Below are 19,310 nucleotides of genomic sequence, written 5' to 3' on the forward strand. Positions count from 1 at the left end.
TCACAACAGGCGGCTCTGGAAGCTGACCCGATCAAATCCGTAGATGTCGTTGCGCAGTTGCTGGCGACCATTTTCGTCGATCCAGCTGCTCCAGTAGACGGTAAAGACCGGGATCGGCGTGGTGAGCGGCAACCATTTGGTCTGGCTCTCCTTGAGGATATTGGCCACCTTGTCCGGCTGATAGCGGGAGTCCGCCAGCAACAGTTCGGCCAGATCGTCGGCATGCTCCACCCGGATGCAGCCCGAGCTGAAGGCGCGCGCCCCCTGTTCGAACAGCGCCTTGCGCGGAGTGGAGTGCAGATAGATGGCGTCATTGTTGGGCAGGTAGAACTTGTAGCGCCCCAGGGCATTGTGATCACCCGGCTTTTGCCGCAGGCGATAGGGGAAACCGGCGGCCAGCGCCTGATGCCACCCCTCTTCGGTGAACTGGACCGGATTGCCCTCGCTGTCGATCACCTCGAACTGCTCGCGACTCAGGTAGGCGGGATCGCGACCCAGCTTGGGCAGGATGTCCTTGCTCAGGATGGAGCGCGGCACATGCCAGGAGGGATTGAGCACGATGGAGCGAATTTCGCTGGCCAGAATGGGAGTGGCGCGCTGCTCCTTGCCGACGATGACCCGGCTGGTAAACACCTCGTTGCCGGACTCCACCACGCTCAGACGGTAGTCGGGAATATTGACCAGCACGTACCGGCCACCGGCGAGCTGATCCACCAGATCACGACGCCACAGGTTGCGCAGCAGCAGGCTGGCGCGCACTTGCGGGCCGGTATTGAGCCAGGAGCGGGTCTGACGACCGATAATGCCGTCCGCGGTGAGACCATGACGACGCTGGAACTGCTTGATGGCCTGCTCGGTATCACCATCGTAAATCTGATCACCATGGCTCGGGGCGCTGTCGCCCAGCTCGTTGAGCATGGCGCGGATTTGGCCGAGCTCGGCGGAGCTCTCTCCGGCACGCAGGGTCGGCATATCGAGGGTTGGCCACTTGCTGGCCATCGGCATCGCCAGCAGTTTGTGCACCTTGGCCCGCACCGCCTCGTATTCCGCCACCTGAGGGCGCAGGGATTTCACCTGGGTGAGCAGGTCATCATCGCTGGGCTGGGTCACCACAGGGCGGTTCAAATCGAGCTTGAGGGTCTTCATCTGCTCGCGCGAGACCAGATCCATCCCCCGCCAGGCGTGCTGGAAACGGCTCAACTTGGTAAAAATGTCGTCATAGATGGCACCACGCTTGTCTGCAGGGGTGGCCTGCAGACGCTTCCACAGCGTGAAAAAATCGGGATGCAGCTGGGCAAGCACAGCCTCTTGCAACTGCTGCTCCAGCTCGACACGGGCCTGTTCGGCCTGACTGCCCTGATACCAGTCGTGTCCGGTTTCACTGGCCGCCACCACAACTTGTGCTTCGGTCGCATGTACCGCGCCAGCGGGCAAACATCCCAGCCACACCAGATTGGCAAGGGCCAGCCAATACTTCATCCCCATGGGTACCTCAAAACGGTTTGTTCACTCTGTCGGGCCTGACAAGCTGACCCGATGCTCAGGCCGCTCATGATGCGTGAACGGCCAATACTTTGCTAGCGCCCGGGGGCATAACGCTGCCAGATAATGTCATACGCATCTGTCTCCTTGAACCGCGCCAACGCCTGATTGAATTGTTGCAAGAACTGCGGCGAAAAGCTGCGCTTGCCCAACATAAAGAAGCTCGGCGATTCAGATACCACCATGGGGTGACTGGTGAACAGACCGCTCATCCCCTCCTTGTTAAGGGCGCTGGGGGTAGCCAGCATGTCACCGAGGAAACCGTCGATCCGCCCGCGGGCCAGTTTCTCAAAATTTTGCTGGTCGCTCACCGCACTCACCTGTTTGGCATAGCGAGCGAGCAGCGACATCACTTCCTCACCATAGAAGTACTCTTTGGTAACGCCGAGAGAGTAACCACTGGCCAGCCAGCTCGTCAGATCCTGTTCGGGATAGTGGCTGCCCTTGCGGATCCACAGCAAGGTGCGCCCCGGGTTGTAGGAGTCGGAAAACCAGGCATAACGGGCGCGCTCATCATTGATATTCGCCTCCATCGCCATGTCTATCTCGCCATGCTCCATTTCGTGCAGTACCCGCTTCCAGGGCAGCTCCACATAGTTGACCTTGCAGTGCATGGAAGTGAGCACAGCCGTCAGCACCTCGGCGGCATAACCGCGCACCTCTTGCGGTGAATCGGCTTCGTAATAATGGTAAGGGGGCCAGTTATCGTAACCGACCTGAATAGGCTCGGGACACAGGGCCCTGGCCAATGCCATTGGCGCCCATAATCCAAGCAACAGACAGCAAGAGATCCACTTCATATGTCATCCTTGACGAATAAGTGAGTCATCATAAATCGCCCCCTGCAAAATGGCGATAGAGGCCAGATGACTATCGCATCCGCTAGAAAATGACGCAGCAAAGCACGTCTATTTGCCAATTGCCCTGCCGGAGCACCATTGGCAACCGGCGCCCCGCCAGACCTGTTTAACCGGGAAACAGCAACGTTTGGAACAGGGGTAAAAAGGGGTTAATATGTGACCAAATATTTTTTTGTGATCCACTATGCTTTTTTTGCAATTGGATTAGCATATGCGCGACATCGGCCTACCCATTCTGTCAGGCATAGAGAGTGATATGACGTACAAAAAGTTCGGTTTTTTGACTGCCATTCTGGCGTTAAGCGGTTTTTATCTTTACACCCTCTATCTGGCTGCTCACCCCAACGTGAGCCTGGCCTACAAACTCTATTATCTGGAAGGCAAAACCCGCTTCTGGGAACACAACTCCAGCATGACCTATCAGCCGGGTAACGAGCTCAATCTGACCAAGCCGAGCCGCTTCCTCTCCAGCGAAGGCTGGGCCAAGAAGCCGAGCGACGAAGGTACCCTGCTCAGCGGTCAGGGCGGTCTCTACTTTGTGCTGCCCAAGCAGGCGGCCAATCCGGATCAGCTTACCGTACAGGCCCGCATCAACAGCCCGGAAGCCGGTGCCCTGTTGAAAGTGGCGCTGGGTCACGACTTCACCACCACGGTGAAACTGGCCAAAGCGGGCATCAACGAAATCCGCCTCAGTTTGCCCGGCGACTCGCTCACGGCAGATCCCAAGCGCCCCAATTTTCTGGCGCTCTCGGCACCTACTCCCATCAATGTGCAGTCGGTACGTTTGACCGTAGCCCAGTGATCCTTGCCCCGAATACCATTTTATAAAAACAACTATCCCAAATAAGGACGTTCTTATGTCGCATCCAGATTTTCGACTCTCTCTGGTCGTTCCCGTTTACAACGAGGAAGAGAGCATCGATGCCTTCATCAACGCGATAGACAACGAACTGGCCCCGCTGAAAGACCAGCTTGAAATTGTATTCGTTAACGATGGCAGCCGTGACCGCACCCGTGAAGTGGTCGAGCAGGCCATCGCCCGTGACCCGCGCGTGACCCTGGTCAACCTGGCACGCAACTTCGGTAAAGAAGCGGCCCTGACCGCCGGTCTGCATCAGGCCAAAGGGGATGCCATCGTGCCGATGGACGTGGATCTGCAAGACCCGCCCGCCCTGATCCTGGAGTTCGTTAAACTGTGGCAGACCGGTGACTATGACACCGTCTACGGCATCCGCGTCGATCGCAGCGCCGATACCCCGATGAAGCGCCTGACTGCCGGTGGCTTCTACCGCTTCTTCAACGCCCTCTCCACCAGCACCAAGCTGCCGGAGAACGCCGGTGACTTCCGCCTGATCGACCGTCGCGTGGTCGAGGCGATCAAGCTGCTGCCGGAGCGCAACCGCTTCATGAAGGGTCTGTTTGCCTGGGCCGGTTTCCGTGCCGTTGGCGTCCCCTACGAGCGCCCGGCCCGTCACGCCGGTGAAACCAAGTTCAACTACTGGAAATTGTGGAACTTCGCCCTCGACGGTCTGCTCAGCTTCTCCAGCTGGCCGCTGCGGGTCTGGAGCTATGTGGGGGTCAGCGTCTCGCTGGTTGCCTTCCTCTATATCCTGAAAATCATCACCCAGGTGATCTTCTTCGGCATCGACGTACCCGGCTATGCCTCACTGATGTCCGTGGTGCTGTTCCTCGGCGGTATCCAACTACTGTCGCTCGGCATCATCGGCGAATACATCGGCCGCATGTTTGTGGAAGTGAAGCAGCGCCCGGTCTACCTCATTGAAGGGGTCTATGGCCAGTATGCCAAGCAGGATGCGGCCAAACCGCAGAGCGCTGACAGCAACCCGCAAGAGCAGCAGGAGCAAGCGCCTCAATGATCTCCCGCGAGGAATTCTGGCGGCTGGTACGTTTCGGTTTTGTCGGCGGGGGGGCTACCCTCGTCGACCTTGGCACCTCCATCGCACTGTTTCATACCTGGCCCACCATCTCGGAGCACCTGGTTACCACGTTGGCTTTTGCCATCGCCTTCTGGTTCTCCTTCTTTGGTCACCGCTACATCACCTTCCAGAAGCAGGGAGCCGCCAGCAAGTTTCTGCTGGTTGCCCTCTTCTCGCTGGCGGTGCGTAACCTGATCCTGAGCGGCCTGCTGTTTGCGGGGCTATCCGGTCTGCTGCCGGTGGTCATCGCCACCCTGACCGTTACCGTCCTCACTTACGTTCTCTCTCGCGTCTGGGTTTTTGCCTGATGAATGATATGACCAATACTGCCCCGCTAACCGGGGCTGCACTCCCCTATCGCCCGTCACTGCGCATCAGCGGCCGTGACTGGCTGATGATCATCGCCGCCTTCATGCTGAGCCGGGTGGCCCTTTATGGCATGGGCTACTTCGGTGTCCAGCTCTATGGCTCCCCCGACATTGGCCCGCTGCAGGCCTATTGTCAGTTTGACTGCGTCTGGTTCCAGCGCATCATCGAGAACGGCTACGACCTCTACCCACGCTGGCTGAGCAAGGGCAATGCGGCCAACTGGGCCTTTATGCCGCTCTATCCGATGGTCTCCGGTGCCATCTCCAACCTGTTCAATGTCGAGAGCCTGATCGGCCTCATCATTGTTACCAACTTCTCCTTCTTCGCCAGCTTGCCGCTGATGCTGCTGGTGCTGCGTCAGCTCAAGCTGGGGGATGATACCGCCCGCTTTGGCGTCTGGCTGCTCGCCTTCTCCCCCTTCTCCGCCTACTTCGTCTCCGGTTATACCGAGTCGACCTTTATGGCGCTGATGCTGGGGATGTTCCTGTTCGCCTATCGGGAGCAGTGGCTAATGGTGGCCGTGCTGGGGGTCTGTATCTCCGCCACCCGCAACCTGGGGGTGATGATGGTCTTCCCGGTGCTGATCCTGGCGCTGCAAGCTTACGGCTGGCGGGAATTTTTCCGCTTTACCGAGCGTGCTTTCAAGGTGGTGTTCACCCTCTGGATGATCCCGTTTGGCCTGTTTGCCTACATGGTCTACCTATATCACCTGACCGGCGATGCCTTCGCCTTCAAACACATTCAGGTGGCCTGGGGTCGCTACATGGACAGCCCGCTGGACTGGTGGCTGAGCGGTTTCGAGCTGGGCGGCCGCAAGGCTTACCTCTCCATCATGGTGATCTTCGGCTGGTGCCTGAACGGTTACCTGTTCAGCCAGAAGCGCTGGGCTGAAGCGACCCTGATGTTCATCTGCTGCACCATCCCGCTGATGACCGGCCTCAACGCCATGCCGCGCTATATGTTCGGGCTCTACCCGACCCTGCTGGCCATCATTCTGCTGACCCATCGCTGGCCAGCCATCCGCCCGGCGGTGCTCTGCATCAGCGGCATGGTCGCCTCCTTCATCGCGGTGGCCTTCGTCAACTTCAAGTTCTTCACCGTCTGATGTGACGACAATGCCTGATACACCAAATGCCGGTCACCTGACCGGCATTTTTTATGGCCGCTATTTTTATCGACAGCGTACCCCCACCGCCTCCCCATCACACTTTCCTCGGCTTGAAAACGTAACCATTTGAACTGATGTCACAAATCGGCATTTTGCCGATCCAAGGCGCGCTTTGCTGCTCCTAGAATGGGCCCTTGTCCGAACTGCCCTGCTCAAGGAATGGCTTATGCGTCGTGCTCATTACTTATCCCCTCTCTGGCTCGCCCTGCTGGCCGCCCCTCTGTTCACCCAACAGGCGATGGCCGCCCCCGAGGTTCACCTCTATGTGGATGGTCAGCCGGTGGCGACTCCGATCGCACTGGACAAGGGCACGGTGGAGCTGACCCATCCCCTTGCCAAGGGGAACCACCAGATCCGCATCAGCGACGCAGGCAACAGTTGCGGCACCAGCTTTGGCCCGAGCGAGAGCAAGCCGCTCCCCTTCGGCACCGCCCAGCCCATGGACAAATGCAGCAAGGATCACAGCTTTACCCTGCGGGTGATGCTGGCAGGGGAGTATCAATTCACTTTCAACCCGGATACCCCCAGCCTCAAGGTGCTGCGGGCAACCAAGAAGAGCGAGTTCAAGCGCCAGCCACCAGAAGAGCCCTGCATCAGCTGGGATGGCGGCCCGGTCACGGTATCCCTGAAAGGGGTCTGGCCAGACGGTACCCGACTGAGGGATGCCTACTCAAAACAAGAGGCGGTGGTCAAACAGGGCAAACTGACCCTGACCCCGAGTAAAGAGAGCGGCGGCCTGCTGCTGCTCGAGTCTGTCAAGGCAGCCAAGCCAGCACCGTTCAACTGGGATCAGGCGAGCGTCTATTTCCTGCTGACCGATCGCTTCCACAACGGCGACCCCGCCAACGACCAGAGCTTCGGCCGCCAGAAGGATGGTCAGGATGAGGTAGCCACCTGGCATGGCGGTGACTTCAAGGGGCTGACCGAGAAGCTCGACTACATCAAGAGCCTCGGCATGAACGCCATCTGGATCACCCCCATGGTGGAGCAGGTGCACGGCTTTATCGGCGGTGGCGAGCAGGGCAACTTCCCTTTCTACGCCTACCACGGATATTGGGCGCTCGACTTCACCAAGATTGACCCCAACTACGGCGATGAAGAGAGCCTGAAAACCCTGGTGGACGAGGCCCACAAGCGCGGCATGCGGATCATCCTCGACGTGGTGATGAACCACGCCGGTTATGCCACCCTCGCCGATCTGCAAGATCTGGGGCTCACCGAACTGACCCAGAACAGCAGCAAACTGCCAACCGTCTGGAACCAGTGGCGCCCGAGCGGCGGCCTCAACTGGCATGGCTACAACCAGTTCATCGACTATCAATCACCCGCGTGGAGCAAATGGTGGAGCGGTGACTGGGTGCGTGCCGGTCTGCCCGGCTACCCGCAGCCCGGCACCGACGATGTGACCGGCTCGGTGGCGGGGCTGCCGGACTTTCTCACCGAATCGACCAAACCGGTAGGGCTGACGCCGTTGCTGGCCGCGAAAAAAGATACCCTCGCCAAGGCGCTACCCGACGCTACCGTGAGTGACTATCTCATCGCCTGGCACACCGACTGGGTGCGCCGCTTTGGCATCGACGGCTTCCGCGCCGACACAGTCAAGCATCTGGAGCCCGAAGTGTGGGCCAAGCTCAAGCAGGCGGGCACCGCTGCGCTCAAGGAGTGGAAGACTGCGAACCCGAGCAAGGCCCTCGACGATCTGCCCTTCTACATGGTGGGCGAGGTGTGGGATCACGGGGTGGCCAAGGATTTCTGGTATCAGAACGGTTTCGATTCCCTGATCAACTTCGACTATCAGCGCGAGTTCGCACTGTCACAGGCCCAGTGCATGGCCAGCGCCGAGCCCACCTATGCCAGCTACGCCAGCCGCATCAATCAGGATCCCGAGTTCAACGTGTTGAGCTACATCAGCTCCCACGACACCAAGCTGTTCTTTGGCGACTATCAGGATGTGCCGCTACAGCGCCGGGTCGCCAACAGCTTTATGCTGCTGCCGGGCGGCATCCAGCTCTACTATGGCGACGAGTCCGGCCGGGGGCTTGCCAAGGATGGCGGAGTGTTCGATCAGGCGTTGCGCTCGGATATGAACTGGCAGGAGCTGGCCAGCGGAGAAAAGGCTGAGCTGGTCAAGCACTGGCAGCAACTGGGCCTGTTCCGCGCCGCCCATCCGGCTATTGCGGCAGGCAGTCACCAGAAACTCTCGGATGCACCCTACGCCTTCGTGCGGGAGAAGGGGGATGACAAGGTGGTGGTGGTCTTTGCCGGTCGGCAGAAGTAACTCTTGAGCCACATTCACCAGCAACAGAGAGGGGAGCCACTGGCTCCCCTCTTTCGTTTATCTATCTGCCACGGTTCACTGTGACTGGCGCGCTGCCACCGGCCACTGCAACCGCGCCTTGACCAACATCTCTTGCCACAGAGGCCAAGAGAGCAGTGCCTGCTGATAGGCTCCGGCCTGACCGGGCAACAGGATGCCGTAGCTGGCCAGCCGATAGGCCATCACCGCATAGAAGGCATCGACAATGCCCACCTCGCCAAAGTAGAAGGGGCCCCGCGCCTGCGACCAGATCTCCTGCAAGCGAGCCAGCTCGCCGACCGCCTCCACCGGAGGATCGATACGGGTTGGCGCCCCAAGAAAGAAGGGGAGCAGAGAACGGATCTGCCGAAATCCCGCGTGCAACTCGGCGCAGAGACTGCGAGCCAGTGCCCGCTCGGCCAGCGAAACCGGATAGAGCTGGCGCTCGGGACAGAGCTCGTGAACATATTCGGCGATGGCCAGCGAGTCGTGAACCCGCACGCCATCGTGTTCGAGCCAGGGCACCAGACCGGCCGGTGCCAGCCGCTTGAGCCGCGCCAGCGACTTGGCATCCTCCAGATCGAACACCTGCTCCTGCCACGTCAGCCCGCTCATGGCGAGCACCAGTGCCGTCCGCATCGCCCAGGTGGAGCCGGTGCCCACCGCCAATACCAAGGATCCCATCTGCTGCCTCCTGCATGAGTTGCCTGCGACCGGCCTGTCTGCCCTTGATGGCAAAACATCCGATGGTCGCTTCACATTTGCGCACCGGCGGGTTTGACCCTCTTGGTGAGCGATGCTAGTTTGATTTTTCAAAACAATCAGTTAGCAACAATGTGAGCCATTAACCGAAATATGGACAGCCAATTTACCATCGTCATCGCAGATGACCACCCCCTGTTTCGGGGCGCCCTATACCAAGCGGTGCACATGGCCATCAACGACGCCCAATTGCTGGAAGCGGACTCCATCGACAGCCTGACCAGCCTGCTCGGCGAGCACCCCGAAGTTGACCTGTTGCTGCTCGATCTCAAGATGCCCGGGGCCAATGGCTTCGAGGGGCTAGCCCACCTGCGCGGCCAATATCCCGACCTGCCCATCGTGGTGGTCTCCGCCTCGGAAGATGCGGCCATCATCCAGCAGGTGTTGCGGCTCGGAGCGCTCGGCTTCATTCCCAAGTCGGTGCCGATGAAGGAGCTGGTCAATGCCCTCAATACGGTGATCGGGGGGGATAACTGGGTGCCGGAAGGCATCTCGCTCCATCCTGAATCGGAAGACGGCCCCGATTTCGCCAGCAAGCTGGCCAGCCTCACCCCCCAGCAGTACAAGGTGCTGATCATGCTGCGCGATGGCAGCCTGAACAAGCAGATCGCCTGGGAGCTCAACGTCTCCGAGGCCACCATCAAGGCCCATATCACCGCCATCTTCAGAAAACTGGGCGTCAAGAACCGCACTCAGGCGGTCATCGCCCTGCAACAGCTCGATATCAAGGAGAGCTGAGCCCCGAACGCGGCGACACAGGCCAGATGAGATAGCCAGCCATGCTGGCTATTTGTTGCTCGACAATTAGCACGATCGTACTTTATGCTGCCAGCGCCAACGAGGAGAGTGTGATGAGCAAGGGGCGCCTGACCCGGGAAACCATTTTGCAGACTGCCTTTGAGCAGGCGAGCCAGCAAGGGCTGGAGAGCCTGACCATAGGCTCGCTGGCCAGCGCCTGCGAGATGTCGAAAAGCGGCCTGTTTGCCCACTTTCAATCCCGCGACAATCTGCAGATCGCCGTGCTGGAGTACGCCGCCGAGGTGTTCCGGCTGCGGGTGATCCAGCCGGTACGCCAGCAGGAGCACCCGAGCCAGCACGACAAGCTGATCGCCCTGCTGCGTGCCTGGCTGGCGTGGAACCACTGCTTCGCCGGACGCTGCATGTTCCTCGACGCCTGGACCTCGGCGCAGGATGGTCATGAGCAAAAGAGCCTGGTGCAGCAAGCCGCCCGGCAACTGGTGCGCTTCTGGCTCGACTATCTGGCCCGTCAGGTAGTGCAGGGTCAGGCCGCTGGTGAGTGGCGACGGGAGATGGATCCCTGGCGCGCCGTTTATCGCCTCTATGGCCTCTATCTGGCGGATCAGGTGTTCAACAATCTCGAACTGTGTCAGGATCCGGCCCGCCACTTCTGGCCCGAAGTGGACGCTCTGCTGAGCAGCTGGCGCTGATGTTTTGGCATCCGTTCAACACGAATTTTTAAAAACCGATAAAAAAGCACGACCGTTCGCACATAAAAACCACAGGATGACCATGAGCAGCAAGATCTACTTCAACACCCGCCGCTTCAGCCCGAGCAAATGGCTGCTGGGGATAGGCACCCGGTTGCACCACAGACTCGCCCCCACCCATGCCAAGCGTACCGCTAGCAAGTTGCTGCTCACCCCCCAGCGCAACCAGCGGGGTGGCCACGAACCTGCCGGTCTGGTGAAGCAGGCCGTCCATACCAGCGAAGGGGTATTGATGAGCTATCGGCTCGGTCAGGGACCACTGTGGCTGCTGATGCACGGCTGGTCCGGCAGCGCCAGCCAGTTCTATCCGCTGATGAGCCATATCGCCGCGCAGGGTTTCACCGCCATTGCCTACGATCATCCGGCCCACGGCCAGAGCGCAGGCAACACAGGCCACCTACCCCGCTTCGTACGTGCCTTCGACGAGCTGGCAACCAAGCTGGCCAGCGAAGCAGGCCCACTGCACGGGGTCATCGCCCACAGCATGGGGGGCGCCGTCACCCTCTCCAGCCGTCAGCCGGGAATCGATACCCTGCCGCTGCTGTTGATTTCGCCGGTGCTCGACTATGTGCCCCAGCTATACGGCATGGTGGCACGCTCCGGCTACTCCATCCGGCTGTTCGATGCGGTGGTCAAGGAGATTGAGCAGGAGTACCAGCACCCCTTGAGCACGGTCGATCCGCTGGGCCGACTCGCCAGTCGCAGAGGCGCGGCGATGATAGTGCACGACGAGGAGGACAGATTTGCCCCGCACGGCGATTCCTTGCGGGCCAGTCAGGATGGTCATACCCGGCTGGTGAGCACCCGGGGACTGGGCCACGGTCGCATCCTCGCCAGCGCTCCGGTATTCGCCGCCTTCGATCAGCTGGCGCGGCCGGAAAATCCTCACCGCGCCCTTTGACATGGGGCCATGAAAAAACGGGCGAGCGCCCGTTTTTATATTTGATACAGCGCCTTATAGTTAACTTGTCAGTGGGAACATTCTTGTCAGGACACAATAAGGCGCCAGCATATGGCCAGACCCAATACAGCGTTGTTGCTCACCGGTGGCGGTGCTCGCGCCGCCTATCAGGTCGGTGCCCTCAAGGCGATTGCGGAGCTCTACCCGCGCAATCTCGGCATCCCTTTTCCCATCCTGTGTGGGACCTCGGCGGGGGCCATCAATGTCACCGCGCTCGCCTGCTACGCCTCCTGTTTCCATCTGGGGGTACGCAAGCTGGAGTGGGTCTGGCGCCGCTTCGAGACTCACCACATCTTCGATTTTCACCCCGGGCGCCTGCTGTGGCGGTTGATGTACGAGGGGTCGGCGGGGCTGATCAATCCCCACACCAACCACGCCTTTCACCTCTTTGACAACGCGCCGCTGCACCGCCTGCTGGATCAGCTCATCGACTATCACCGCATCGATGACAACATCCTCTACGGCAGTCTGGAGGCGCTGGCCATCACGGCGTCGGATTACGATGACGGCCTCTCCACCACCTTCTTTCAGGGGCGAGCCGACCACCATCCTTGGGAGCGGGCCAGACGGCGCGGTGTACGCACCGTGCTTACATCGGAGCACCTGCTCGCCTCCTCGGCGTTGCCCTTTGTCTTTCCGGCCACCCGAATCGGCGAGAAGTTCTACGGCGACGGTTCCATCCACCAGCTGAGCCCGCTCAGCCCCGCCATCCATCTGGGGGCGGAGCGGATCCTGCTGATCACCCTGGATCCGCCAGCCCACTCGGCACCGACCCATCATCACGGCCATCTCACCAGCTCCAATATTGCCAGCCATCTGCTCGATACGGTCTTTACCGACACCCTCAACTCAGATCTGGAGCGGCTATGGCGCATCAACCAGACTCTGGATCTTATCCCTGAGCGGGAGCGCAATCGCCTCAAGCTGAAGCGGGTGGAGACCTGTGTGCTGAAACCGAGTCAGGATCTCGACACCATCGCACTGGCCTATCTGCGCAAACTGCCGCTAAAGTTGCGCCGCCTGTTGCGGGTGCTGGGTGTGAAGGGGGATGAGACCAGCAGTCTGGCCAGCTTTTTGATGTTCTATCCGGGTTATTGTCAGCAGCTGATCAAGCTGGGCTATCAGGACACCCTGAGGGAGCGGGAGCGGGTCGTCGCCTTCCTCGATATCGAAGGGCTACCAAAAGAGCGGGAGTAAAGGGGGTAACCGATGAGTGCAAGGGGACTCAGCGCCCCTCCAGCAAACGCTGCTCCGCCTGTTCCATCGCCACCACGGTACCAAACAGGATCAGCCGATCGCCAGCTGCCAGCACCAGCTCGGGTCTGGGTTCCAGACTCTGATCCCCGCGCTGCACCTCCTTGATCCGCACCTCATCGAGCGGCAGCTCACGCACTTCACGGCCTACCGCCCACGCCTGATCGTGCAGAAACAGCGGGTGGAGACGTTCAAGCAGCTGATCCGCCTCCAGATTGCTGGCACTCTGATCCCCCCAGTAGAAGCCGTGCAGGAAGCGATATTGGCTGCTGCGCTCCAGCTCCATCCGGCGGATCACCCGGCCGATAGGGATATCGCAGTTGAGCAGCAGGTGGGAGACCAGCATCAGGGCCCCCTCCTGGGATTCCGGGATCACCTCGAAGGCCCCCGCCTGCTTGTACTGCTCCAGAAAGCTGTCGTCCCGGGTGCGCACCAGCACCTTGAGATCCCCCGCCAGTTCGCGGATCAGTGCCAGCATCGCCTCCACCCGCTTGCGATCATCAAAGGTGATGATCACCAGCCGTGCCCGCAACAACCCGGCGGCCAGCAGAATATCGCGGCGGCTGGCGTCGCCGAAGGCCACCTGCTCCCTCGCCAGCTTGGCCTCGCTCACCCGCTCGGGGTCGAGGTCTAGGGCCAGAAAGGGGATCTCCTCGATCTTGAGAAAGCGGGCACAGGTCTGCCCGGCCCGGCCAAACCCGGCGATGATGACGTGCTGGTTTTTGCTCAGGCCCGACTGGGCGACTTCGGAGCGGGTAAGCAGCGCCGGGTCGGTCAGGCTGCGGGCCAGCGAATGGGCCTGAGTCACCAGCCAGGGGGTCATGGCGATGGAGATGATGCCGATGCCGATCAGCAGGGAGACCAGTTGTTGATCCAGCAAGCCGTGGTGGAGCGCCAGCGCCAGCAGCACGAAGCCAAACTCCCCCACCTGACTGAGCATGATGCCGGCGGCCATGCTGTCGCGCTTGCGCTCCCCCATCAGCCGCCCGGCCAGCAGCACCAGCAGGGATTTGCACAGCACCAGCAGCACCACGCAGATCAGTACCTGCCACCAAGCCCGCGCCACCAGCTCCCACTCCATGGCCATGCCGATAGTGATAAAAAAGAGCCCCATCAACACGTCGCGAAAGGGCTTGATGTCTACCTCAAGCTGATGACGGTAGTGGGACTCCCCCAACATCATCCCCGCCAGAAACGCCCCCAGCGCCATCGACAACCCCAGCGAATGGGTCATGTAGGCAGCCAGCAGCGCCACCAGCAGGGCACTCAGCACGAACAACTCGTCGGAGCGGGCTCGCGCCACCTCGTGAAACAGCAGTGGCAGCAACCACTTGCCCACCGCCAGCAGAGTGAAGAGAGCAAACAACCCCTTGAGGGTGGCCCAGGCGATCTCGGCGGCCAGGGCGCTGCCCTGCACTTCCGGCTGGGCGAGGATAGGGATCATCACCAGCAGGGGCACCACCGCCAGATCCTGAAACAGCAGCACGCTCACCCCCAGCTGGGCGCGGCGGGTATGGAGCTGCTTCTGCTCGCCGAGCTGCTTGATCACCACAGCCGTGGAGGAGAGTGCCAACGTTCCCGCCACCACCAACGACTGGGCCAGACCCAGCCCCCACCACCAGCCGATGGCGAAGAAGAGCAGTGACGTGAGCAGCACCTGCAACATCCCCACCCCCAGCACCAACCGACGCATCGCCAGTAATTTCGGCAGGGAGAACTCCAGCCCCAGCGAGAACATCAGAAAGACGATCCCCAGCTCGGCAATGGTCTGCATGATCGACTGGCCGGTGATCACCGCCAGTCCGTGGGGGCCGAGCAAGACGCCGGCAATCAGGTAGGCAAGGATGACCGGCAAGCCGAGGCGCCGGAAAGTTGCCACCAGCAGCACGGCGGCGAACAGCAGGATCAACAGGTCGGTGTACAAATTTCCCTCTCCTTTTATCGACTTAAGCTTAGTCAGCCGATCTGGCGGGCAGGAAAGATATATTGGGCATGCCAATTGCAGGGAGGAGACAGTAGTCAGGTGTTACAGGTGGAAGACCATGGAAAATACGTCGTCACTTAATGGCTTTAGCCATGGCATCGAGCAGTGGGTTCGCCAGATGGAGCGGCTCACGCCGTTGCCCAGCGTTGAACGCAACCAGTTGCTCGAGCAGTTGTTGGGGCAGAGCGATCTCGGCGGTCTGCTGACAACTTTTGCCGATCGTGCGGCAAGAATTGTCAGGATCCACGGTCTCTACCTCGATTGTGGCCAGCCCCATGTGCTGATCCAGCACCCGCCGCTGGCCACCCTCAACCTGCACAACTATCCGTTCGAGCTGCGCGGTCAGCATGGCCAGCTGCTCGGCCAGCTCCACTACGAGCTGGAACACCCGCTGAGCGGCAGCCAGCAACGGGTACTGATGCAATACCATCAGCTGCTCTGCCTGCTGCTGCCCCTCTATCTGCGGCTGGAAAAACTGGATCAGCTGGTCCGGCTCGATCACCTGACCGGCCTTGGCAACCGCTCCTACTTTGACGAAGCCATCGGCCGCGCCATCGAGCAGCATAGCCGCGAGCCCCACGGACTGGTGCTGGTGCTGCTGGATCTCGATCGCTTCAAGCAGATCAATGACACTTGGGGTCATCCAGTGGGGGATCTGGTGCTTAGCCGCTTCGCCCAGCTGCTCAAGGGGTGCATCCGCAGCACGGATCAAGCCTTCCGGCTCGGGGGAGATGAATTTGCCCTGCTGCTGCAACCGGCCGAACCCGAGGCGTGGCGCCCGGTCTGGCTGCGACTGCAGCATATGTTGATGACCAACAAGGAGCTCAGCACCTTCTCGGTCGGATGCAGCCTTGGCGCCGCCAGCTGGCAATCCGGGGTCGATGTGCCGAGCCTCTACGAGGCGGCCGACAACCACCTCTATGCTCGCAAAAAAGCCGGCTCAGCCGGCCTTCTCGAATAATCCCGAACTCTTCTTTGCTCCGGCACATGCACGCCATGTGACCGGAGCTTCTTTTTTTGGGGTCCCCGCTCACACCGATCACCTCAGGCAAGATCCTGCTCGGGCAGAACCGGGGCTGTACCGCTTCCCTGCCAGTGGCAGACCAGACCAGTTCCCTCAGCCATAAAGCCGTCGCAAACAAAGAGCCCCACCACCGCCGCCACCTGCTCGCCATAGTAAAGGATGGGGATGCGCCCCCGCTGCCACGAAGGCACGCCATACTCCTGCAGCAGCTTCTTCATCCGCCGACTGCCGCTTCGCCCCACCGGTTTGAGGGGGATCCCGGGCGCCACCTGAAAACGCACCGAGAGCGGCTCATCCGCTCGGGGGGCACGCAGCAGCCCCTCGCCGTGCTCCGCCATGCGCACCACCAGCTCGCCCAACCCGTCCGGCAGGGTCAGCGGCTCACCCACGGTCAGCGGCAATACCTGATGACAGGGTTGCAGGTCAGGGCTCACCAGATAGAGCCGCTCCTGATAACGGCGACAGCTCTGGCGCCCCCAGTTGAGCTGGGGATTGGCATCGCCGCGCGCCAGCGCGACCTCCTGCCACAGCCGGGCAAGCTGCTCACGGGATGGCATCTCGCCCCCCTGCCGGCGGATCCAGTAGCGCAGCAGATTGTTGCGCCGGGTGGGTGAAAGGGCGTGCAGCGGACCGATATGGAGCGCCTCCCCCTCGCCCGCCAGCTGCCAGTCACTCTCGGCCAGCTCATCCAGCAGCGCCTCCTGCTCGGCGCACAGGGCCATGCTGCGCGCCGCGGTCTGGGCCATGGCGGGCCAGCGCGCCTTGAGCTGGGGGATAAGCGTCTGGCGCAAAAAGTTGCGGTCATAACTCACGTCCAGATTGCTCTCATCCTCCACCCAGCCAAAGGGGAGGCTCGCCGCCGCCTCTCCCAGCTCGGCGCGACTCATATCGAGCAGCGGGCGCAGCAACAGGCCGCCGGCAAAGGGCTGGCTTGGCAGGATCCCCGCCAGCCCGCGCAGACCGGCGCCGCGCTTGAGGGCCAGCAGCAGGGTTTCCAGCTGATCGTCCTGATGGTGGGCGGTGAGCAGCCACTCCCCCTCCCGCATCCGGGCAGTCAGCCGCTGGTAACGGGCGGTGCGCGCCTGCGCCTCCAGACTCTCGCCATTGCCACGGGCAAGGGTTACCCGCTCGACCAGCAGCTCCACCGCCAATTGCTGACACACGGCTTCACAATGAGCGACCCACTCATCGGCATGGGGACTGAGGCCGTGGTGCACGTGCAGGGCGCGAAGTGGCAGGCTGTGCTCGCGGGCATACTGCGCCGCCAGCACCAGCAGCAGGGTGGAGTCGAGGCCGCCACTGAAGGCCACCAGCAGACCGGTGGAACCTTCCGGCGCTGGCATAGTCAGACAAAAGCGAGAATAAAGATGAGAAATCATAGGCTTCCCCAAAACGGACCGGCCGATCTTAGCAGAGTCGGGCTTATCAAGCTGCAACCCTGCTGCTAGAGTGAGGCTCGCCCGCCCTCTCCACCAGGCTGGCCGCAAGGCGGTCGTATAACCGGTTGGAGCAAGGAAGATGGGCAGGGAAGCAAACAATCGGAATTGGAATCAAACAAGATGAACAATAAGAAAAGCTTACTGGCCGGCCTGATTGGACTGGCCCTGCTGGCTGGCTGCAGTCAGGTACCGCAAGACTCCCCCAAACACTCCGGGCTGGCGCTGGCCAATATGGACACCCAGGTCAAACCCGGCGATGACTTCTTCCGTTACGTCAATGGCAAGTGGCTCGCCACCGCCAAGATCCCCGACGATCGCCCCGCCGATGGCGCCTTCTACATGCTGCGGGACAAATCCCTCGCCGATGTGCGGGTGCTGGTCGAGGGGCTGGCCAAGCAGGAGGCCGCCACCGGCACGCCGACCCAGCAGATCCGCGATCTCTACGCCAGCTATCTGGATCAGGCAGGCCGCGATGCCAAGGGGCTCACCCCGCTGGCACCGGCGCTGGCCGATATCGACCGGATCGGTGATCAGGCCGCGCTGGCCCGCGCCTTTGCCCAAAGTGGCCGCATGGGCGGCGGCGCGCCGTTTGGCATCTGGATCGACGCCGATGCCAAGTCCCCCGACCGCTATGCTGTCTACCTCTATCAAGGTGGACTGGGACTGCCGGATCGGGACTACTACCTCAAGCAGGATCCCGAGAGTCAGGCCCTGCGCCAGAAGTACCAGCAGCATATCGCCGCCATGCTGAGCCGCCTCGGGGAATCTGACCCGAGCGGCAAGGCCAAGCGGATTCTGGCCCTCGAAACCCGGCTCGCCACCATCCAGTGGGACAACGTGGCCCTGCGGGATCGGGAGAAGAACTACAACAAGCGCCCCGCCAGCGAACTGGCACGCCTCGCCCCCCATCTCGACTGGCAGGCTTATCTCAATGCCGCAGGCATTGCTGGCCAGCCGGAGCTCATTATCGGTCAGCCGACCTATCTGAGCGCGCTGGATCAGGTGATGGCCCAGACTCCCATCGCCGACTGGCAGGCCTACCTCAAGTGGCAACTGCTGACCGATTACGCCCCCTATCTTGACAGCGAGACCGACCGCGCCAACTTCGCCTTCTACGGCACCACATTGAGCGGCACGCCCAAGCAGCGGGCCAGCTGGGAGCGGGCGCTCGGGGTGCTGAACGATCATCTGGGTGAAGCGGTCGGCCAGCTCTATGTGGCCCGCTACTTCCCGCCAGCGGCCAAGGAGCGGATGGAGCTGCTGGTGGAGAACCTGCGCACCGCCTACGGCCAGAGCATCAAGGAGCTCGACTGGATGTCGCCCGAGACCAAGGCGCAGGCACTCGAGAAGCTGGCCAAGTTCCGCCCCAAGATCGGCTACCCCGACAAGTGGAAGGATTACAGCGCCATCACCATCAAACCGGATGATCTGGTGGGCAACCTGCAACGCTCGCAAGCCTTTGAATACGCAGACAGTCTGGCGCGCCTCGGCAAACCGGTCGACCGGGACGAGTGGCACATGTCGCCCCAGACGGTGAACGCCTACTACAACCCGAGCAACAACGAGATCGTCTTCCCGGCGGCCATCTTGCAGCCCCCCTTCTTCGACATGACGGCGGATGATGCGGTCAACTACGGCGCCATCGGCGGGGTCATTGGCCACGAGATGGGCCACGGTTTTGATGATCAGGGGGCCAAATCCGACGGTGACGGCATGATGCGCGACTGGTGGACACCGCAAGATCTCAAGGAGTTCCGCTTCCGCACCAGCCGTCTGGTGGCCCAGTACAACCGCTTCGAGCCCATCAACGGCCAGTTCGTCAATGGTCAGTTTACCCTGGGGGAGAACATCGGTGATCTGGGTGGCCTCACCATCGCCCACAAGGCCTACGAGCTGTCACTGGATGGCAAGGAGGCGCCGGTGCTGGACGGCTTCACCGGCGAACAGCGCTTCTTCCTCGGCTGGGCGCAGGTGTGGAAGGGGATGTATCGCCCCGAGCTGATGCAGATGCTGCTGCGCTCCGACCCCCACTCGCCGCCCGAGTACCGGGTCAATGGCGTGGTGCCGAACATTCCCGCCTTCTATGAGGCATTCAACATCCAGCCGGGGGACAAACTCTATCTGCCGCCCCAGAAACGGGTGAAGATCTGGTAACAGCATCACGGCGGGCTCCCCGGGTGCCCGCACTCAACAGACAGCAAGAGGT

The 19,310-nt window shown here is 61.3% G+C and carries 16 protein-coding genes; 11 read left to right on the plus strand and 5 right to left on the minus strand.

What is annotated here, in order from left to right:
• Together G5179_RS05460 and G5179_RS05465 are read right to left on the minus strand one after the other, a co-directional pair.
• Positions 1-1,485 carry a L,D-transpeptidase family protein gene (locus tag G5179_RS05460; protein WP_005358830.1) on the minus strand — a complete coding sequence of 495 codons (1,485 nt, stop codon included), beginning with the start codon at positions 1,483-1,485 and terminating at the stop codon, positions 1-3.
• Between the two features lie 92 nt (positions 1,486-1,577).
• Positions 1,578-2,342 (minus strand): substrate-binding periplasmic protein, encoded by a 765-nt coding sequence (locus tag G5179_RS05465; protein WP_129504524.1) that lies wholly within the window; start codon positions 2,340-2,342, stop codon positions 1,578-1,580.
• Positions 2,343-2,658: 316 nt separating this feature from the next.
• Between G5179_RS05465 and G5179_RS05470 the strand changes: the two genes are divergently transcribed.
• The 5 genes from G5179_RS05470 to G5179_RS05490 all read left to right on the plus strand — a co-directional run bounded on the left by G5179_RS05470 (position 2,659) and on the right by G5179_RS05490 (position 8,154).
• Positions 2,659-3,204: a hypothetical protein gene (locus G5179_RS05470; protein WP_041202288.1), complete on the plus strand. Its 546-nt coding sequence runs from the start codon at positions 2,659-2,661 to the stop codon at positions 3,202-3,204.
• Positions 3,205-3,259: 55 nt separating this feature from the next.
• Positions 3,260-4,279, plus strand: a complete 1,020-nt coding sequence (locus tag G5179_RS05475) for a glycosyltransferase family 2 protein (protein ID WP_058056731.1) — start codon at positions 3,260-3,262, stop codon at positions 4,277-4,279.
• Complete coding sequence (locus tag G5179_RS05480; RefSeq protein WP_005338463.1) at positions 4,276-4,647, plus strand: GtrA family protein; 372 nt, start codon at positions 4,276-4,278, stop codon at positions 4,645-4,647. Before G5179_RS05475 ends, G5179_RS05480 begins: the two co-directional genes overlap by 4 nt.
• On the plus strand, positions 4,647-5,813 hold the full coding sequence (locus G5179_RS05485) for a hypothetical protein (protein ID WP_213392343.1): 1,167 nt from the start codon (positions 4,647-4,649) through the stop codon (positions 5,811-5,813). Before G5179_RS05480 ends, G5179_RS05485 begins: the two co-directional genes overlap by 1 nt.
• Positions 5,814-6,042: 229 nt before the next feature.
• Positions 6,043-8,154, plus strand: coding sequence for an alpha-amylase (locus G5179_RS05490; protein ID WP_421258019.1), 2,112 nt, complete (start codon positions 6,043-6,045; stop codon positions 8,152-8,154).
• Between the two features lie 75 nt (positions 8,155-8,229).
• On the opposite strand, the gene G5179_RS05495 is transcribed toward G5179_RS05490, so the two are convergent.
• A complete protein-coding gene (locus G5179_RS05495) occupies positions 8,230-8,856 on the minus strand; it encodes a glutathione S-transferase (RefSeq protein ID WP_421205210.1) in 627 nt (208 codons plus the stop codon).
• A 171-nt stretch (positions 8,857-9,027) separates the two neighbouring features.
• Here G5179_RS05495 and G5179_RS05500 point away from each other — a divergent pair, with 171 nt between their 5' ends.
• The 4 genes from G5179_RS05500 (at position 9,028) to G5179_RS05515 (ending at position 12,600) form a co-directional block, all read left to right on the plus strand.
• Positions 9,028-9,672 (plus strand): response regulator, encoded by a 645-nt coding sequence (locus G5179_RS05500; protein ID WP_005338467.1) that lies wholly within the window; start codon positions 9,028-9,030, stop codon positions 9,670-9,672.
• 113 nt (positions 9,673-9,785) lie between these two features.
• Positions 9,786-10,382 (plus strand): TetR/AcrR family transcriptional regulator, encoded by a 597-nt coding sequence (locus G5179_RS05505; protein ID WP_421258020.1) that lies wholly within the window; start codon positions 9,786-9,788, stop codon positions 10,380-10,382.
• A gap of 82 nt (positions 10,383-10,464) precedes the next feature.
• Positions 10,465-11,343 carry an alpha/beta hydrolase gene (locus tag G5179_RS05510; protein ID WP_421258021.1) on the plus strand — a complete coding sequence of 293 codons (879 nt, stop codon included), beginning with the start codon at positions 10,465-10,467 and terminating at the stop codon, positions 11,341-11,343.
• Between the two features lie 111 nt (positions 11,344-11,454).
• Positions 11,455-12,600, plus strand: coding sequence for a patatin-like phospholipase family protein (locus G5179_RS05515; protein WP_005347843.1), 1,146 nt, complete (start codon positions 11,455-11,457; stop codon positions 12,598-12,600).
• A 28-nt stretch (positions 12,601-12,628) separates the two neighbouring features.
• Here G5179_RS05515 and G5179_RS05520 read toward each other — a convergent pair whose 3' ends face one another.
• Positions 12,629-14,581, minus strand: a complete 1,953-nt coding sequence (locus G5179_RS05520) for a cation:proton antiporter (protein ID WP_421258022.1) — start codon at positions 14,579-14,581, stop codon at positions 12,629-12,631.
• A gap of 118 nt (positions 14,582-14,699) precedes the next feature.
• On the opposite strand from G5179_RS05520, the gene G5179_RS05525 reads away from it, so the two are divergent.
• Positions 14,700-15,602: a GGDEF domain-containing protein gene (locus tag G5179_RS05525; protein ID WP_421235971.1), complete on the plus strand. Its 903-nt coding sequence runs from the start codon at positions 14,700-14,702 to the stop codon at positions 15,600-15,602.
• An 83-nt stretch (positions 15,603-15,685) separates the two neighbouring features.
• Here G5179_RS05525 and tilS read toward each other — a convergent pair whose 3' ends face one another.
• The gene (gene tilS / locus G5179_RS05530; RefSeq protein ID WP_421205204.1) at positions 15,686-17,044 is read right to left on the minus strand and encodes a tRNA lysidine(34) synthetase TilS; all 1,359 of its coding nucleotides are present in this window, start codon (positions 17,042-17,044) and stop codon (positions 15,686-15,688) included.
• Positions 17,045-17,224: 180 nt separating this feature from the next.
• On the opposite strand from tilS, the gene G5179_RS05535 reads away from it, so the two are divergent.
• The gene (locus G5179_RS05535) at positions 17,225-19,258 is read left to right on the plus strand and encodes a M13 family metallopeptidase (protein ID WP_216978232.1); all 2,034 of its coding nucleotides are present in this window, start codon (positions 17,225-17,227) and stop codon (positions 19,256-19,258) included.
• Positions 19,259-19,310 lie beyond the last annotated feature (52 nt).

Origin of the sequence: Aeromonas sp. 600886 (genome assembly GCF_049174935.1) — a bacterium.
Taxonomy (GTDB): domain Bacteria; phylum Pseudomonadota; class Gammaproteobacteria; order Enterobacterales; family Aeromonadaceae; genus Aeromonas; species Aeromonas veronii_A.

Excerpts from the sequence above, each read along its gene's own strand:
- G5179_RS05500 (WP_005338467.1), top strand. The coding sequence starts at position 9,028 with ATGGACAGCCAATTTACCATCGTCATCGCAGATGACCACCCCCTGTTT.
- G5179_RS05475 (WP_058056731.1), top strand. The coding sequence starts at position 3,260 with ATGTCGCATCCAGATTTTCGACTCTCTCTGGTCGTTCCCGTTTACAAC.
- G5179_RS05535 (WP_216978232.1), top strand. The coding sequence starts at position 17,225 with ATGAACAATAAGAAAAGCTTACTGGCCGGCCTGATTGGACTGGCCCTG.
- G5179_RS05505 (WP_421258020.1), top strand. The coding sequence starts at position 9,786 with ATGAGCAAGGGGCGCCTGACCCGGGAAACCATTTTGCAGACTGCCTTT.
- G5179_RS05485 (WP_213392343.1), top strand. The coding sequence starts at position 4,647 with ATGAATGATATGACCAATACTGCCCCGCTAACCGGGGCTGCACTCCCC.
- G5179_RS05465 (WP_129504524.1), bottom strand. The coding sequence starts at position 2,342 with ATGAAGTGGATCTCTTGCTGTCTGTTGCTTGGATTATGGGCGCCAATG.
- G5179_RS05525 (WP_421235971.1), top strand. The coding sequence starts at position 14,700 with ATGGAAAATACGTCGTCACTTAATGGCTTTAGCCATGGCATCGAGCAG.
- G5179_RS05470 (WP_041202288.1), top strand. The coding sequence starts at position 2,659 with ATGACGTACAAAAAGTTCGGTTTTTTGACTGCCATTCTGGCGTTAAGC.
- G5179_RS05515 (WP_005347843.1), top strand. The coding sequence starts at position 11,455 with ATGGCCAGACCCAATACAGCGTTGTTGCTCACCGGTGGCGGTGCTCGC.
- G5179_RS05490 (WP_421258019.1), top strand. The coding sequence starts at position 6,043 with ATGCGTCGTGCTCATTACTTATCCCCTCTCTGGCTCGCCCTGCTGGCC.
- tilS (WP_421205204.1), bottom strand. The coding sequence starts at position 17,044 with ATGATTTCTCATCTTTATTCTCGCTTTTGTCTGACTATGCCAGCGCCG.
- G5179_RS05460 (WP_005358830.1), bottom strand. The coding sequence starts at position 1,485 with ATGGGGATGAAGTATTGGCTGGCCCTTGCCAATCTGGTGTGGCTGGGA.
- G5179_RS05495 (WP_421205210.1), bottom strand. The coding sequence starts at position 8,856 with ATGGGATCCTTGGTATTGGCGGTGGGCACCGGCTCCACCTGGGCGATG.
- G5179_RS05480 (WP_005338463.1), top strand. The coding sequence starts at position 4,276 with ATGATCTCCCGCGAGGAATTCTGGCGGCTGGTACGTTTCGGTTTTGTC.
- G5179_RS05510 (WP_421258021.1), top strand. The coding sequence starts at position 10,465 with ATGAGCAGCAAGATCTACTTCAACACCCGCCGCTTCAGCCCGAGCAAA.